Annotated in this window: 16 protein-coding genes; 12 read left to right on the forward strand and 4 right to left on the reverse strand. The window is 39.4% G+C overall.

The window, feature by feature from the left end; all coding sequences use genetic code 11:
* Position 1: 1 nt before the first annotated feature.
* From H5183_RS09920 to H5183_RS09970, 11 genes are all read left to right on the forward strand, one after another.
* Entirely contained in the window at positions 2-955 is a 954-nt protein-coding gene (locus H5183_RS09920; protein WP_182731593.1) for a DUF523 and DUF1722 domain-containing protein, read from the forward strand.
* Positions 955-2349, forward strand: coding sequence for a deoxyribodipyrimidine photo-lyase (phrB, locus tag H5183_RS09925; protein ID WP_182731594.1), 1395 nt, complete (start codon positions 955-957; stop codon positions 2347-2349). Before H5183_RS09920 ends, phrB begins: the two co-directional genes overlap by 1 nt.
* A 1-nt stretch (position 2350) precedes the next feature.
* Positions 2351-2779 carry a nuclear transport factor 2 family protein gene (locus H5183_RS09930; RefSeq protein ID WP_145235859.1) on the forward strand — a complete coding sequence of 143 codons (429 nt, stop codon included), beginning with the start codon at positions 2351-2353 and terminating at the stop codon, positions 2777-2779.
* A complete protein-coding gene (locus H5183_RS09935) occupies positions 2779-3489 on the forward strand; it encodes an SDR family NAD(P)-dependent oxidoreductase (RefSeq protein ID WP_182731595.1) in 711 nt (236 codons plus the stop codon). Before H5183_RS09930 ends, H5183_RS09935 begins: the two co-directional genes overlap by 1 nt.
* On the forward strand, positions 3486-4742 hold the full coding sequence (locus H5183_RS09940) for an NAD(P)/FAD-dependent oxidoreductase (protein ID WP_182718655.1): 1257 nt from the start codon (positions 3486-3488) through the stop codon (positions 4740-4742). Before H5183_RS09935 ends, H5183_RS09940 begins: the two co-directional genes overlap by 4 nt.
* Positions 4735-5469 carry a DUF1365 domain-containing protein gene (locus H5183_RS09945; RefSeq protein WP_149980176.1) on the forward strand — a complete coding sequence of 245 codons (735 nt, stop codon included), beginning with the start codon at positions 4735-4737 and terminating at the stop codon, positions 5467-5469. Before H5183_RS09940 ends, H5183_RS09945 begins: the two co-directional genes overlap by 8 nt.
* 26 nt (positions 5470-5495) lie before the next feature.
* Positions 5496-6758 (forward strand): cyclopropane-fatty-acyl-phospholipid synthase family protein, encoded by a 1263-nt coding sequence (locus H5183_RS09950; RefSeq protein WP_182731596.1) that lies wholly within the window; start codon positions 5496-5498, stop codon positions 6756-6758.
* On the forward strand, positions 6736-7248 hold the full coding sequence (locus H5183_RS09955) for a DUF2878 domain-containing protein (protein ID WP_182731597.1): 513 nt from the start codon (positions 6736-6738) through the stop codon (positions 7246-7248). Before H5183_RS09950 ends, H5183_RS09955 begins: the two co-directional genes overlap by 23 nt.
* 44 nt (positions 7249-7292) lie before the next feature.
* A complete protein-coding gene (locus H5183_RS09960) occupies positions 7293-7784 on the forward strand; it encodes a chalcone isomerase family protein (RefSeq protein WP_145235840.1) in 492 nt (163 codons plus the stop codon).
* A gap of 1 nt (position 7785) precedes the next feature.
* The gene (locus H5183_RS09965) at positions 7786-8319 is read left to right on the forward strand and encodes a DUF3833 domain-containing protein (RefSeq protein WP_145235836.1); all 534 of its coding nucleotides are present in this window, start codon (positions 7786-7788) and stop codon (positions 8317-8319) included.
* Between the two features lie 208 nt (positions 8320-8527).
* Positions 8528-8803: an HU family DNA-binding protein gene (locus H5183_RS09970; RefSeq protein WP_145235830.1), complete on the forward strand. Its 276-nt coding sequence runs from the start codon at positions 8528-8530 to the stop codon at positions 8801-8803.
* Between the two features lie 69 nt (positions 8804-8872).
* Here H5183_RS09970 and ilvN read toward each other — a convergent pair whose 3' ends face one another.
* Positions 8873-9370 carry an acetolactate synthase small subunit gene (ilvN, locus tag H5183_RS09975; RefSeq protein WP_149980181.1) on the reverse strand — a complete coding sequence of 166 codons (498 nt, stop codon included), beginning with the start codon at positions 9368-9370 and terminating at the stop codon, positions 8873-8875.
* A complete protein-coding gene (locus tag H5183_RS09980; protein WP_145235824.1) occupies positions 9370-11094 on the reverse strand; it encodes an acetolactate synthase 3 large subunit in 1725 nt (574 codons plus the stop codon). Before H5183_RS09980 ends, ilvN begins: the two co-directional genes overlap by 1 nt.
* Before the next feature lie 565 nt (positions 11095-11659).
* On the opposite strand from H5183_RS09980, the gene H5183_RS09985 reads away from it, so the two are divergent.
* On the forward strand, positions 11660-14668 hold the full coding sequence (locus H5183_RS09985) for an immune inhibitor A domain-containing protein (protein WP_310736580.1): 3009 nt from the start codon (positions 11660-11662) through the stop codon (positions 14666-14668).
* A 64-nt stretch (positions 14669-14732) separates the two neighbouring features.
* Here H5183_RS09985 and H5183_RS09990 read toward each other — a convergent pair whose 3' ends face one another.
* Positions 14733-15740: an isocitrate dehydrogenase gene (locus tag H5183_RS09990; RefSeq protein ID WP_182718661.1), complete on the reverse strand. Its 1008-nt coding sequence runs from the start codon at positions 15738-15740 to the stop codon at positions 14733-14735.
* A gap of 185 nt (positions 15741-15925) precedes the next feature.
* Positions 15926-17614 carry a hypothetical protein gene (locus H5183_RS09995; protein WP_145235816.1) on the reverse strand — a complete coding sequence of 563 codons (1689 nt, stop codon included), beginning with the start codon at positions 17612-17614 and terminating at the stop codon, positions 15926-15928.
* Positions 17615-17620: the final 6 nt, after the last annotated feature.

Here is a 17620-nt window from a genome sequence, read left to right on the forward strand (position 1 = left end):
TATGCAGCAATCGACTATTCAAATAGGCATAAGTGCATGCCTTGCAGGTGAGAAAGTTCGGTTTGATAGTGGCCATAAAAAATCAAATTTTTGCATGGATGAATTCGCAAAACATGTTGAATATAAACGCTTTTGTCCCGAAGTGGCGGTAGGTCTACCGATCCCAAGACCGACAATTAGACAAGTTAAAGTAGGCACAACTATTAAAGTGTGCCGTCCTGACGGCAGTGGTGATGTTGGCCCACAATTGACAGAATATGGTAAAAAAGTTGCCACAGAGCAGGCTGCACAATTAAGCGGCTTTGTTTTTTGTGCTAAAAGTCCAAGCTGCGGCATGGAACGGATCAAAATATATAATGAAGCAGGCACAGGTAATACATCTGAAGGCGTGGGTTTTTTTGCTGCGCAAATTATGGCTCACAACCCATTGTTACCGTGTGAAGAAAATGGTCGTTTAAATGATATGCACTTGCGTGAAAACTTTGTGATGCGAGTGTTTACTTATAAAAACTGGCAATTGTTGCGTCAACAACCAGCAACCCTGCATAGGTTAACGCAGTTTCATGCGCAATATAAGTATTTGTTAATGGCTCACAATTATCAGGCATATAAAGATCTTGGTAATTTACTGGGCACCTATGTTGGCGATGATTTTGAGCAGCTTGCTGACGATTATATTGCAGGTTTAATGGGAGCGCTGAAAAGACCTGCATCACGCAAAAATAACAGCAATACTTTAATGCACTTACAAGGCTACTTTAAAAAACATTTATCCAAAATTGAAAAAGAAGAGCTACGAGATGCAATTGATGAATATCGCTCAGGTTTAGTGCCGCTGTATGTACCGCTGACACTCTTAAAACATCATTTGAAAGTACATCCAAACGAATACTTAGCAAAGCAAGTTTACTTCAACCCTTATCCTCACGAACTAAAATTACGCTACGGAATTTAATGAACACTGTATTTTGGTTTAGGCGCGATTTGCGCCTTTTTAATAATCATGCCCTTTATCAAGCAATCGACAATGGTTGTAAAGACGCTATATTTTTTATCACTGAGCAACAATGGCAACGCCATGGTGTTGCTTCAATACAAATTGATTTGCTAAAACGAAGGTTAAACTTCTTAGGTCAGTTACTAGCTGATAATGGCATCACCTTGCATATCATTGAAGCGGGTAATTACGCAGGATGTGTGCAGCAGTTAAGCGAGTTCTGCCAGCGACATTCAGTAACGCAGTTATTTGCCAATAAAGAATATGAAATTAATGAAGTAGAGCGCGATAACGCATTTTTACATCATGCTGATAAACTTAAAGTATCAGTTACCTTGTTTGATGGTGACGTGGTTGCACCGCCTGGAACGGTACTGAATCAAAGTGGTGAGATGTTTAAGGTGTTCACCCCTTTTAAAAATGCCTGGCTAAAGCAATATCAAGATACTCATTTTTATTTTCAAGCCCCCCCGATAATGTTTAGCCCAATACCTTGGCAAGGTTCAGCGTTACTTACCGGTGACGATTCCTCACATAAGTGGCCAGTTGATGATGCGTCATTAAGTCAAATCTGTGCCCGCTTTATCAGCGATAAATTACTCAGCTATAAAGATCAGCGAGATATTCCAAGTATTAAAGGCACATCAGGCTTAAGTCCGTATTTAGCTTTAGGAATTGTCAGCGTTCAGCAATTAATTGCTCTTGTACAGCAACAATATGTCGATGCTTTAAGTAGCTCTAAAAGCAATTTATTTACTTGGGTCAACGAGTTAGTGTGGCGTGAGTTTTATCGTCATTTAATTGTGGCTTATCCAAAACTTAATAAATATAACAACTTTAATGAGAAATATGACCCAGTAAAGTGGCGAACTGATGAGGCTGATTTTACTGCTTGGTGTGAAGGTAAAACAGGCTACCCGCTTGTTGATGCCGCTATGAGGCAGCTTATTCAAACTGGCTGGATGCATAATCGCTTACGAATGGTGGTTGCCAGTTTTCTTACCAAACACTTGTTAATTGATTGGCGTAAAGGTGAACGTTTCTTTATGCAGCATTTGATCGATGGCGATTTAGCGTCTAACAATGGCGGTTGGCAATGGGCTGCAAGTACCGGCTGCGATGCCCAGCCATACTTTAGAATATTCAACCCGATTACTCAAAGTGAGCGATTTGATCCTGATGGTCATTTTATTCGTAAATATATACCGGAGTTGGAAAATGTGCCGAATAAGCAAATTCATTTTCCACATGAATATTTAGCGAAAAGCGGCAAAGCAAAAGCAGTTTATTGGCCAGCAATCGTTGATCATAAAACCGCTCGCTTACGAGCGCTTGATGCATTTAAGGTATGATATGAGCAACCACAGAACAGATAAATTTATCGCGATATACCAAAAGCTAAGTAAAGAAAATCTACATTTACTGAGTGATATTTATGCTGCAGACATTCACTTTTCTGATCCATTGCATGAAGTCGATGGTTTAGCTGACTTACATCAATATTTTGCTAAACTTTATAGCAATGTTATTGAATGCACGTTTGATATCAGTGATGCTGTTAGTGTAGGCGATAATGCTTTTGTTTACTGGACTATGTATTATCGCCATCCAAAGCTTAGTAATGGCCAGCAAATAGCTGTAGCAGGCCATAGCAAGTTAACATTTACTGGTGACAAAATCAGCCTTCATAAAGACTACTTTGATGCTGGTGCATTACTTTATCGACATATCCCTATTCTCGGTTCAATTATTAAATACATAGATAATAAGGCAGCGGAATAATGATCACGCTTATAACAGGTGCAACATCAGGTATTGGTGAACAACTTGCGAAACTGTATGCGCAAGCCGGGGACACAGTGATCGCTTGTGGGCGTAACCAAGAAAAACTAAACGAACTTGCGCAACTAACGAATATTGAAAGTTGTCAGTTTGACGCTACTGATTTACAAGCAATACGAAGTAGCACTGTTGCTTATACGCAATTTGATCGCGTTATTCTTAATGCTGGCAATTGTGAGTATATCGATGATGCGCGTAATTTTGACAGTGCATTGTTTACCCGCGTTGTTACTACTAATTTGCTTTCGATGGGTTACTGTCTTGAGGCTTTACTACCGAGGATAAAGTCCGGTGGTCAGTTGGTGATTGTCAGTTCAAGCGTAACTTATTTACCGTTACCGCGCTCTGAAGCATATGGCGCATCAAAAGCTGGGGTCAGTTACTTAGCAAAAAGTTTAGCCATTGATTTAGCTGATATTGACGTAACCTTAGTGCACCCAGGCTTTGTTAAAACACCGTTGACTCAAAAAAACGATTTTCCAATGCCAATGGCAGTTACTGCAGAAAAAGCGGCAAATTATATTATCAAAGGGGTCGCTAAGCGCCGCAAAGAGGTGCATTTTCCTTATCGTTTCACCCTTATTTTAAAATGTTTACGCATGTTGCCGCTGCCAATTTGGCTCATGCTTGCAAAAGGATTAAGTCGTTGAAAAAAATAGCAATTATAGGTTCTGGAATTGCAGGATTAAGCTGCGCGCATTTGTTGCACAAAAAGTATGATATTACGGTATTTGAAAAAAACAACTACATTGGTGGGCACACCGCAACGATAGATATACAGGTTGATGGTGTTAAGCGTGCTATTGATACTGGCTTTATTGTTTTTAATGATCGCACTTACCCTTATTTTGAAAAGCTGTTAAAGCGCATCGGCGTTGAACGACAACCGACAGAAATGAGTTTTAGTGTGCATAATCAGCAAACTGGTTTTGAATATAATGGCCACACCTTTGCCAGTTTGTTTGCTCAAAAGCGCAATATATTTCGTCCGCGTTTTTGGAAGTTACTTAGTGATATTGTGCGTTTTAACACGTTGTGTAAAAAACTATATCATGACAACGACTACCAAAGTGAGCAGATGCTAGGTCAGTTGCTCGACCAACATGGTTTTAATGATTTTTTTCGTTACCATTATATTTTGCCAATGGGCGCGGCTATCTGGTCAACAAGTATTAAAGAAATGAGTAATGTTGGCGTTGAGTTTTTTGTAAAATTCTTTTTCAATCATGGCTTATTAGATATTACTAATCGTCCGCAGTGGTATGTTATTCCCGGTGGTTCAAGGGAATATATCAATCCATTGATCAGTGGTTTTAAAGATAAAATAAAATTGAACACGGATATACAGTCTATTTTTCGCACCCCAGAGCAAGTGTTGATCCGATTGAAAAATGGTACCGTTGAGCAATTTGATAAAGTTATTTTTGCTTGTCATTCTGATCAAGCTCTCGCTTTACTTGAAAACCCAAGCACAGATGAAAAAGCAATTTTATCAGCCATTCCCTACACTGAAAATTCAGTGATTTTGCATACTGACACTGCTTTGTTGCCAAAACGTAAAGCCGCATGGGCCAGTTGGAATTATCTACTTACCGATAATCTTGATAAAGCTGCTGTTGTAACTTATCAAATGAATATTTTGCAAGGCATAACAAGTAAAACGCAATTTTGTGTCACGCTTAATCACCGCGAGGGAATTGATAAAACTAAAATACTCCGAGAATTTACGTATCATCATCCAGTATTCAATAAAACGTCTATTGCTGCTCAGCAACAGAAACAGCTTATTGATGGAGCCAATAACAGTTATTTTTGTGGCGCTTATTGGTATAACGGATTTCACGAAGACGGCGTGAAAAGCGCTGTAGATGTTGCTCGCAAACTTGGGGTTGAATTTGAATAGTGCACTTTTAATCGGTGATGTTCGTCATCACCGATTAGCAATTAAAGCGCATAGCTTTAATTATCAGTTGTACATGATGTGGGTTGATCTTAATGCTCCTCAGCAACTTGATGGTGTTCACCCTTGGCTTGGAACAACAGGCTTTAAAGCACTTAAATTTAAACAATCCGATTATCTTAATCGTGATTTAGATACTCAACAACCAATCAAACAACGAGCAATTGATAAAATTGTCGAGCTGGGGATTACTGCTCCGTTTAGTAATGTTTATATGCTCGGACAGCTGCGCTGTTTTGGGGTGTATTTTAGCCCAGTTAACTTTTTCTTCTATGAAACGGCTGATGGCGATTTTCCCTATATGGTTGCTGAAGTGAGTAATACCCCCTGGAACGAGCGACACTATTACTTGGTTGATTTACACAAGAAAGTGAACTTTAAAAAGGCTTTCTCCGTATCACCATTTATGAGTTTAGATATGGATTACCACTGGAAAGTGCGTTTAACAAAGCACAATACTATGATCCATATAGAAAATAAAAAAGATAATACGCTATTATTTACTGCCAGTTTGCGTTTACAACGCCAGTCACTCAGTCGTGCTGCGGTTACTGCGTTACTGAAACGTTTTCCTGCCATGACCATCACTGTGATGAAAGGAATTTACGTACAGGCGTTTAAACTATTTTGTAAGCGAGTGCCTTTTTTAGGTCACTCAGGCAAGAATTGATAAGCTAAAATAATGAAGGTCATGAGATGGAAAAAGTATCCAGTTTAGCTGATAACGCATCAAGTAGCTTGTTAAGTAAGCTGTATAAAAAGTTAGTTATTGGTGCGTTTGATAGCATTGAAGTTGGCGCAATTACCCTAGTTGATGGTAACGACGTTCAACACTTTGGTGATCCTCAAAGTCACTTACAGGCTAAAGTAGTTGTCAATAATCCGGCAATGTATAAAGCATTTGCGCTCTCTGGCAGTGTCGGAGCTGGCGAAGCTTATATTTTAGGCCAGTGGGAATGTACTAACTTAACTCAGTTGATTGAAATTTTTGCCATTAATCAGGCTCAACTGGACCAATTTGAACGTAAGTTTGCATTTATTAGTAATCTTTACAATCGAATAAACCACCGTAAAAACAAAAATTCTGAGCAAGGTTCAAAGAAAAACATTGTTGCTCATTACGATTTAGGCAATGAGTTGTATTCATCATTTTTAAGCACTGAAATGCTTTACTCAAGCGCTGTATACCCATCAAAAGATGCTTCTCTTGAGCAAGCACAAAGCCATAAGCTTGATTTAATCTGCCAACAAGTAGATTTACAACCCGGTGAAACTGTTATTGAAATTGGCACAGGGTGGGGAGCGTTTGCCATTCATGCTGCAACACATTATGACTGCCACGTTACTACTACAACTATTTCTGATGAGCAACATGCGTTTGTGGCAGAAAAAATTACCCAGTTGGGGCTTGAAGATAAGATAACCTTATTGAAACAAGATTATCGTTTACTCGAAGGCAGTTATGATAAGCTAGTGTCAATAGAAATGATAGAAGCGGTTGGTCATGAATACCTACCCAGCTTTTTCAAAAAATGTAATGACTTACTCAAAGACAGTGGTGCAATGCTGATCCAAGCAATTACAATTGCTGATCAACGCTATCAACATTACCTGAAAAATTCTGATTTTATTCAGCAGTATATCTTCCCTGGTGGTTGTTTACCGTGTATTGATGAAATGAATAAGCAAATAAAAAGTCAATCAGACATGGTGGTACACAGTATTAACGATATCGGCGTTCATTATGCAAGAACCTTAGCTGATTGGCGCACACGGTTTATCGCAAGCTGGCCAGAAATCGACAAAGTTAAGTTCGACCAGCGCTTTTATCGATTATGGTTATTTTACTTAGCTTACTGTGAAGGCGCATTTAGGGCGCGAGTAACCAGTACAGTGCATTTAGTTGCCCGTAAACCGCGTTTTAACCATTCAAGTGATGACATTGCGCTCAGTTATTAATTTTTTGCTGTTTCAAGGAGTGTGGTTTTTAGCATTATTCCTTGAGCAGCGCGCTATTATACCGATTTTATTAATCATTATAGTGATGTTATGTCTGTCGCAACAAAAGCAACAAGATATGCTGTTACTGTGCTATGGCTTAATGATCTCGTTAAGCTTTGAATATTTGATGGTTGAGGTTGGCTTTTTATCTTTTAGTATATCGCCCTTTCCATTGTGGTTTGTATTACTTTGGTGTGCCTTACTCTTAACCATCAATACGTCAATGCAATTTTTGCATCGCACGCCTTGGTATTTAGCGCTGTTGCTCTGTGCGGTTTTTGCCCCCGCAAGTTATATTGCTGGTGCACGCTTTGGGGCGTTAGAGGTTCATCCTGTAGTCTGGCAATTTTGGCTTATATATGGTTTAGCTTGGTCGTTTATGTTTAATTTTATCAGGATGATAAACACATACAGCAAAAAGTACCTGTTAGTTTCTGAACACAAATGAGCATACAGGTGTAACTATTTAACTTAGAAATTTGGAGTCCGGTAATGATAGCAAGATTAACTAAAGGGCTAATCATTTTAATTGTATTGATATGCAGCCGAAGCTTTGCAGCTGATTTTAAAGTGGTCGGTGAGGCTCGTTTTGAGTATCTATTTTGGGATGTCTATCAGGCGCAGTTAGCAACCCCATCTGGGACCTATCAGTTTGGTAATCACCCCACTAAACTGACATTGACCTATTTACGCGATTTTGCTGCAAAGGACATAATCAAAGCGACAAACGAACAATGGCAGCATTTGGGTAAAAAAGAGATTATTAGTAAATACGATGCACAGTTAGCTGCGCTTTGGCCAGATATCAAAAAAGGTGAATCGCTATCGTTCATTACGGATGAAAATGGTATTGGCACATTTTATTTTAATGGTAAAAAGTTAGGGGCTATAGAGCAAAATGGTTTTGCGGATAACTTCTTAGCTATTTGGCTTGACGCCGATACCTCTGAGCCACAAATGCGAAAACAACTAATAGGGCAATAACATGAAGCGAATTACTACATTATTTTTACTTAGTTGCACATTTTTATTAAGCAGTTGTGCTGCGCCAGATGTTGAGTATTACCAAGGAAGTCAGCCAGAATTTAATTTTAAACAATTTTTTAGTGGCAAATTGAAAGCCTACGGCGTTGTCCAAGATTATAAAGGTGAATTAACCCGTAAGATGGTTGTTGACATGAATGCGAGCTGGGATGGCAATAACGGTGTTATAGAGGAAGATTTTGTTTACGATGACGGTGAAACTCAACGTCGAGTGTGGAACATAACACTCAATGCAGACAATACTTTAACTGGCACTGCAGGTGATGTCATAGGTATCGCGAAAGGGAAAAGTAATGGCAGTGTTTTTCATTGGCAATATACCCTAAAACTACCTTATGGAGATGACACCATTGAAGTTAATTTAGATGATTGGATGTATCTGGTAACACAATCACGCTTGATTAACCGTACAGCAATTGATAAGTTTGGCATTGAGGTTGGGGAAGTAACCTTAGTTATCGAAAAAGTTGATTGATCAACAAATTACCATATTGATTTACTAAATAGTGCTTAAGTTCATTGTTGGTTAATCTTTAAATCAATATTTATTTCGGCAATTATTTAAAATTTACTCATTTTTTAAGAATTTACGTGAAAAAAGCATTTTGCTGTTGCCAATACTTAAAAAATGCATAAAGATAGGTTTTGCGAAGGCAAAATAATAACGAATAGGAATTTAACAAATGAATAAAGCTCAATTAGTTGAAAAAATCGCTACTGATGCAGAAATCTCTAAAGCAGCAGCTACACGCGCACTTGACGCATTCACTGGTGCTGTTACTTCTTCTTTAAAAGAAGGTAATTCAGTTGCACTAGTTGGTTTTGGAACTTTCTCTGTAAAAGAGCGTGCTGCACGTACTGGCCGTAATCCACAAACTGGTGCCGAAATCCAAATTTCAGCGGCAACTATCCCAAGCTTTAAAGCAGGTAAAGGTCTTAAAGATCAAGTTAATCCTTAATCAATTAGATTGGTTAAATAAAAAAGGGCTGATTAGCCCTTTTTTTGTATCTGCTCATTAATCTAAGGTTTAAGCTTTTAGTGCTTTATCACCGCGGCCAATACCTACCGCACCAGAGCGTACAACTTCAATTATGTCAGTCTCATGGCGTAAGGTATCTAAAAACGATTCAATTTTATCTGTGCTACTAACAAGCTGCAATGTGTAGCTGTTGCGACCCATGTCTAAAATAGCACCTTGGAATACATCTACCACCCGTGTTACTGCAGCTCGCTTAGCTTCATCTTGAGCGAATACTTTTACTAATAGCAGCTCACGTTCAATATGCGCCATTTCAGTTAGATCAATAATTTTTAATACATCAACTAATTTATTTACCTGTTTAGTGATTTGCTCAACCACACGGTCATCACCCATGGTAGTGATAGTAATACGTGATAAAGAATGATCGTCTGTTGTGCCAACTGTTAAACTATCAATGTTATAAGCTCGTTGTGAGAATAGGCCAACAATACGCGATAATGACCCTGGTTCATTCTCAAGTAAAATAGATAATATACGACGCATTATGCTTTCACTCCTTTACGTAACCACATTTCATCAACTGCTCCAAGCTTAATTTGCATTGGGTATACATGTTCATTTTCATCAACAAGAATATCTAAAAACACTAAACGGTCAGTGATCGACATGGCTTTATCGATTGCGGGCTGTAGTTCATCAAGAGTATTAACGCGAATACCGACATGGCCATAACTTTCAGCAAGTTTGACGAAATCAGGTAACGATTCCATATACGACGATGAGTGACGACCGCCATAGACCATATCTTGCCATTGACGCACCATACCCAGAGAGCGATTATTCAGTGACACCACTTTTACAGCCAAGTTATATTGTAAACATGTCGAAAGTTCTTGAATGTTCATTTGAATCGAACCATCACCGGTGACACACACTGATTCTTTATCCGGGAAGGCAAGTTTCACTCCCATTGCCGCTGGCAGACCAAAGCCCATAGTGCCAAGACCCCCTGAGTTGATCCATTGGCGCGGGTTTTTAAACGGGTAGTACTGCGCCGCAAACATCTGATGCTGACCTACATCAGAGCTTATATAGGCATCACCATTGGTGGCTTTATAAATTGCTTCAATGACGGCCTGAGGTTTTATTTTATCGCCCGCAGTGCTGTAGCTTAAACATTTTTGTTCACGCCAGCTAATGATCTGACGCCACCAATCTTCTTGAGCACTACGATCAATTTTGATTGGACTTTTATCTATGGCTGTTTGTAATTGCTCAAGTACGGTTGATAAACAACCGACGACTGGAATGTGAGCTTTGATCGTCTTTGAAATAGAGGTTGGATCAACATCAACATGAACAATCGTCGCATTGGGACAGAATTTCTTCACGTTATTGGTTACCCTGTCATCAAATCTGGCGCCCAGAGCTAAGATCACATCGGCATTTGCCATCGCCTTATTTGCTTCAAGGCTCCCGTGCATACCTAGCATACCAACGAAATTAGGGTGAACACCGGAAATACCCCCCAATCCCATTAAGGTATTAGTTATTGGTGCATTGAGTGATTCAACCAAATGAGTCAGTTGCTCTGAAGTGTTAGAAATAATAATCCCGCCGCCTGAGTAAATGACCAGTTTTTTAGCTTCTAAAATAGCGGCAACGGCTTTGCGAATTTGCTTTGGGTGGCCTTTGGTATTTGGACTATAGGTTCTCAGCTCTGTGGTTGCTGGAAACTCAAAATCAAATTTAAGTGCAGGGTTTAACATATCTTTTGGCAGTTCTACGACCACAGGACCTGGGCGTCCAGTACTTGCAATATAAAATGCTTTAGCCAAAATTTTAGGAATATCTTTTGCGCTACGACAGTTAAAACTGTGTTTTACGATTGGCCGAGAGCAACCAACAATATCGGTTTCTTGAAATGCATCATCACCAATTAAGTTAGTCGGCACTTGACCGGATAGCACTACCATAGGGATAGAATCCATATAGGCTGTAGCGATCCCCGTTATACAGTTTGTCGCACCTGGACCTGATGTTGCTAATACTACGCCCACTTCACCTGTGGCACGTGCATAACCATCAGCCATATGGGTTGCTGCTTGCTCATGACGAACTAAAATATGCTCAACATCATCTTGCTGAAATAATGCGTCATAAAGATCTAATACTGAGCCACCGGGGTAGCCAAATATATATTTTACCTTCAATGCCTTTAATGCCTGAACAACTAGTTCGGAGCCATTATATTGTTGTGTACTCATCCTCATTCCTCTGTGTGCCAGTTACCGATTGATTATTATCATGAGTAATAATGTGCTATTGCACGCACTCCCCATTTATTCTGTGCAATTACCGTATAATTTAAATGCATAAAAAAACCCCCGCTTAGGGCGGGGGTTTTTAAAAAGCTATTTCACCTTCTAATACATCCCCGCTGGGCTTAAAACTAAGACCAGTACGAGTACAGTGACTAGGTGAAATTGATATTTCATAATGTTATTTTTCTTCTCGGTATTTGTTATGTAAATTTTAATGAGTTATTGCGCCGTAATAGCCAAATACACACTAAGTCTACTAATTCAATAGCCTTATTTTTAAAGGTTTTGCCAGCTAATGTCAACAGCCAAAACGGCAATGTTGCATTAAAATTCCAAATTAATTGTTTTTCTACTTAAAAATTGCTTTAGATCGCATTATTAACCGTGGAAAATAAAGAAATTATGCTTTTTGATTTGTTGGGGTATTCAAGGTGTACCTATAACTGTAATGTAAGTATATAAATTATTAGCTATTATTATCTTTATGAAGTTGTTGATAGGTGATCCTGTGAAATACTCACAATTGTTATGTGCACTGACTTTGGTATTGTTAAGTCAACATAGTGTGGCAATACCACAAAATAGTAGCCCAACTGATATTGGTGTCGTTAATAAAGAGCGAATTTTATATTGGTTAGATAAACGCGGGCAGCTTGACGATAAAATAGCGAATGATAAATTATTATCTGATTATATTGGCCGTGGTGGATCAGTGCATTCACGTCGGCAACTAAACCCTCAAGTTTTAACTCAACAACGAAAAATGGCTCAGCGCTTAGCGATTGTGTCTTCGCAGTTACCTAATTCGAAAAAAAATACCGTAAAAGTGTTGGCTATATTGGTTGATTTTCCTGACTTACCTCATGATGATAATGGCTTAGCCGCAGCTGACAGCGATATGTACTACTCAAGCTATAGTCAGCAGCATTACCAACAAATGTTATTCGCTACTGATGGTTACTCAGGACCTCAGCAGCAAACTTTGCAAACAGCATATCAATATTATCAGCAAGCCTCAGGGGAAAGCTTAGCATTTACGGGTCAAGTTTATGGCTGGGTAACAGCCGATAATGATGCGAAAAGTTATGGGGCTCGCCAAGGGGGAAATAATGATATTGATGCACCAAGTTTAGTGCATGAAGCGGTAGAAAAAGCCGTAGCCAAATTTAATATTAATTTAGCCGATTATGATTTAACAGATTTGGATGATCGTGATGGTGATGGGATCACCAATGAACCTGATGGCATTATTGACCATGTTATGATTTTCCACTCGAGTATAGGTGAGGAAGCCGGTGGTGGTATATTGGGTACTGATGCAATTTGGTCACATCGTTTTTATGTGTACGATCAAAACAATCAGCCAAGTGCGGTTGATGGCAGTAGTATTCGTTTATTTGGTTATACTATCAATCCTATCGACGCTGGTATTGGTGTGGTGGTACATGAGTTTGGTCACGACTTAGGTTTGCCTGATGAATATGATTTAACCGGCAGTGCGCTTGGTGAGCCTGTGGCATTATGGTCAGTTATGTCTGGTGGTAGTTGGGCAGGCTCACCTAGCGGTTCACAGCCGGTGATGTTCAGTCCTTATGCACTCGAATATTTACAAAACCGTTATCAAGGAAACTGGCTTAATCAAACGACGATATCGTTAGACGAAATCGATACCAATCAACAGCAAATACTTCGCCATAGTAGTGGGGTATCAACTGAATTAAACCAGTTGAAAATCACCCTGCCAACTAATTTACAGCCGTTTTATCAAGCGGTAGAAGGGCACTTGCAATATTACTCTGGCAGTGGCGATAATGTTTCACAAAGTATGACATTTACAGTTAATATACCTGCAAGTACGCAGCCTACTTATCTTGATTTAAGTGCTTATTACAGCATTGAAGCGCATTATGATTATGCTCAAGTATTAGTAAACGCCCAACCTATTGCGTCGCAATATACCCAAGCGGTTAATCCATTTTATGGAGACATTGGTCCATATATAACAGGGTCTTCAAGTTCAGTAAATGACGCTCAGCAGCCGAATAATTATTTACGGCATCGTTTTGATTTATCAGCTTATGCTGGTCAAACAATTACGCTTAGTTTTAACTATAAAACGGACACTTATACTCATTATTTTGGTCTAGTTGTTGATGATATGACCATTAGCCAAGGTGATACTTTCGTTTGGCAAGATAATGCAGAGCAGTCAACACAAGCACAACTTGATGGCTTTAGCCGAGTGGGGGATCACATCTATACAAAACCACACAATTACTATTTACAGTTACGTAGTTATTTAGGAATTGATAGTGGTTTACAAGTTGAGCAGTATTCACCGGGTTTATTACTTTGGTCTGCTAATGAACAGTATACAGATAATAATACTCCTGAGCATATTGGCGAAGGGTTTATACTGGTTGTTGATGCCGATCAAAATGCCATTGCAAAAGGTAACAGCAGCGTACCTGCCAGTACTACGATTCAGTTAAGAGATGCTGCTTTTAGTCTTTATGATCAGCGCCAAGGTTTAGGCGATACGCAGTTAGCAGCAATCACTGAGTTTAATGATAATAATGATTACAGTTTTGCCACGCAACCGGCCTCTGGTGTAAAAGTTTCACAGTTTGGTTTTAGTTTTTCTATTGTTGAGCAAGCGATTAATAATAGCTCAATTGAATTGAATTTAGGCTATACACCACAGTCTGGGATCAATGTAATTACTAATGATCTCGAAGCGAGTTTTGAAATTAAAGGAATGGCGTTGACCCCAACCGATAGTTTTAACTGGCAGTTTGGGGATGGCCAAAGCAGTGATGAATTGAATCCAAGTCATACATTTGCCGATTATGGTAGTTACACTGTGGGTTTTACTCGTACTAATGAACAAGGGCAGCAGTTTCAAGAATCGATGACTTTTGTGCTTACTGCGCCGCTATCAATTTCCAGTGTGGATACCAATATAGAGAAAGGCAATGTAACTGCAAAAGTCACTGTATCAGGTGGTCAAGCACCTTATGACTATGCATGGCAATTAGGTGATGGCTCAACTGCGAAAGGGCAGAGCATTAACCACCGCTATGAATACAGTGGCGATTATACCTTGAGCGTTATTGTAACTGATGCAAATGGCGCTATGCAGTCTTTTGCAACCCAAGTGTCGGCAGATGTATTACTTACAACACAGGCCAGTTACAGTGCAAAAGATTTGCTGGTTAATTTTAACAGTGATACCAAAGGCGGGTTTAATAATTACACTTACAGCTGGGATTTTGGAGATGGCAATGCTGTAAGCCAACAGGCTAATCCTACACACACTTATAGCCAAGCGGGAAGTTATGTGGTGACACTGACCGTGACTGATACCTCTGAAAATGGCATAAAAAACACCTTACCTGCTAGCAAGCTTACTGTAACAGTGCAAAAACAAGTTGCCAGTTCAGGCTCCAGCGGTGGAAGTCTATTTTGGTTATTGTTACTGCTACCGCTCAGTTTTCGAACAAAGATGCAAGCATAAACTAAGTTACAAAAAAGCCAGTAAATACTGGCTTTTATTATAATGCTAATAATCTAGATTTGGTTTATAAACGGTCGATAACAGCTTGTGTGAAGTCAGTAGTACCGTGACTGCCACCTAAATCGCGAGTGGTACGATCACCCGATTTAATTACGTCAGCTACAGCACTGCGAATACGCTCTGCAGTTTCGCCCATTTCTAAATGCTCTAACATTTGAATAGATGCCAAAATAACAGAGGTTGGATTTGCTAAGTTTTTACCAGCAATATCAGGTGCGCTGCCATGAACTGCTTCAAAGATTGCTGCATCTTCACCGATGTTAGCGCCAGGTGCCATACCTAAGCCGCCTACTAGACCAGCACATAGATCAGATAAAATATCACCAAACAGGTTTGTCGTAACGATAACGTCAAACTCTTCAGGGCTCATTACCAGTTTCATACAGGTTGCATCAACAATCATTTCAGTTGATTCAATTTCAGGATAACGTTCCGCAACTTCACGAGCTACTTTTAAGAATAAACCTGAAGTTGATTTTAAGATGTTAGCTTTGTGAACCGCTGTCACTTTTTTACGGCCTTCACGCACGGCTAGTTCGTAGGCAAAAGTAACAATTTTTTCAGCACCTTCACGGGTGATCATAGACATTGCTTGTGCTTCGTTGCCATCTTCTGATGTCACTTGGCCTAAACCTGAATACATACCTTGCGTATTTTCACGTACCGTGATGATATCAATGTCTTCATAACGAGCTTTGGTGCCAACAAATGATTTTACTGGGCGCACATTGGCGTATAAACCAAACTGCTTTCGTAATGTTACATTGATTGAAGTAAAACCTTCACCAACAGGAGTTGTTAGTGGGCCTTTAAGAGTGATTTTATTACGCGCAATAGTATCAATGGTATCTTGTGGTAATAATTCACCGGTTTTTTCTAAGGCAGCAAGACCTGCATCAACGAATTCATAATCAAAATCGCACCCTGCGGCTGTTAAGATCTCAAGGGCTGAATCAATAATACTCGGACCGATGCCGTCGCCTTTGATCACTGTGATGGTTTGTTTGGCCATGAACTTTTCCTATTACGAGTTAGAAATGCACGTAAATGTGACGCATTATTAAACTGCGATAACTTGTTAGATTATTTACGTGAATGAGTTTGAAAATACAAGCGGCTTTTATAGCAATTTATTCAACTTTTTGCCAGTAAAACCCACGAAAACGCACTAAATTAGTCACTATGTCTAATAAATATTCATACGCTATTGCTTAAACCTAGGCTTGGAAGCTGCGCATAAAAATCCTCGCTGGACTGCCAATCTAAGCGTTTTAATACTTGGTCAAAAGTGTGTGTTTGCCAACTACTTTGTATTGCGTTGGGTTGATACACCTTAATAACGACGAGTTTTATTGCAACCCATAATTGTGCTTCTGCAGATAAGTGTTGTTTTTTTTGCTGCTCAGCATCTAAAAGCGCTTGTGTCCATGGGTTGTCACCAAGCAATTCAAGTAAATAAGCCGATAAATGCCCACTGTCATGAACCGTGACACCAAATAGCCACGCAAAGGGCATACTTACATCACTTTTAGGTGAGTGTTCATACACTGTCTTACGGCTAATTGTGGTGCTACAGTATTCAATCAAATAATTAACGTAACCATAAATAGGCAGAGCTAGGTGCTCGAACTGGTTGTGTTGATCACGACTTACCAGTTGGTTTAATAAACTTATTATTGCCTGTAAACGTAATTGTATATGTTGCATTAATGGATGCGCTTGGTGGCTTACTAATTGCTCAAAGAGCACCCGTTGAATGATTGCTGGCGCATTATATAAGCCGACCATTGATAAACAATGGCGTAAATCTTTGCCTGCTAGCTGCTCTTTATTATAAGGCTTCACTGCTTCACGAAGTAACTCTATTGTCGCTGGATGATTGTTGAGTAATTTAGCAAGGGCACTGTATGAGTATTCCTTTTGTATTTTAACTTGGCTTATCAACATTAGTAATTGTTGTTTTTCAACGTTTACAATTTCAATAGCGGGAGCTATGTGTTCATTGAACCATACGCTAAACAATAATCGCTTGTCTTTACTTGGGCGTTGTTTTGAATGCGATTCTAGCTTTGCCTTAACACTATACCATTTGGTTTTTTGCTGCTCATGCAACGCAATTAATAAATCCCGTTGCTGGTGGTTTTTACCAATATACGTGAGCTGCTGATCGCTATAATTAACTAAAGAGCCTGGCAGGTAAGGGCCAAAATGACCGATTAATGCTTTTAATGCTTGTTGGGCAAACAGGTTGGGAGTACGGATATAAATATCAGCCACTGCTTTATAGATGTCGATATGATCATTTTGGGTACGATAAGTAATGTTCATCGCAATAATATTTGCTAACGCAACTAACGTCGTTGGTCCATCATAGATCATGATTTTTGGCGTGCTTAGCAAGGCCTGCTTATACTTATTTAAGCGCGCTAAAATACCCGCAATATGATCAGTGGCAATGTTAGCTGATTGCAGTAACTTAACTGCTAGCTGATGACGCGACTGCCATTGCTTTTTTTCTTGTTGGGTAAGAGGTTGGCGCAGGGCCAACTTATTGGTTTGTGTTTGCACACATAAATAGTTAGTTAAACACACACAAATAAGCAATTGGCTGATTTTACTGTCGTAACTTAAACTGCGACAAAATGCGGCGACAATGACACATTGATTGACTACTAAGTTGGTTGTATAACCTTGTGTTTCTGCATATAGAGTAAGTTGGGCTTGCATTGCATTTGGATGTGAATCATAGAGTTTATAATATTGCTCAGCCAGTTGTGTTAACAGCGGATAAATTTGTGGCCACTGACTTCTATTATGATAAAACCTTAATAATTTGTCAGTCTTTTCAAATAGGCTGGCAAGATCTTGTGCGCAGAGTTCATCCATAAATAA

Origin of the sequence: Pseudoalteromonas sp. SR44-8 (genome assembly GCF_014163635.1) — a bacterium.
Classification (GTDB): Bacteria; Pseudomonadota; Gammaproteobacteria; order Enterobacterales; family Alteromonadaceae; genus Pseudoalteromonas; species Pseudoalteromonas rhizosphaerae.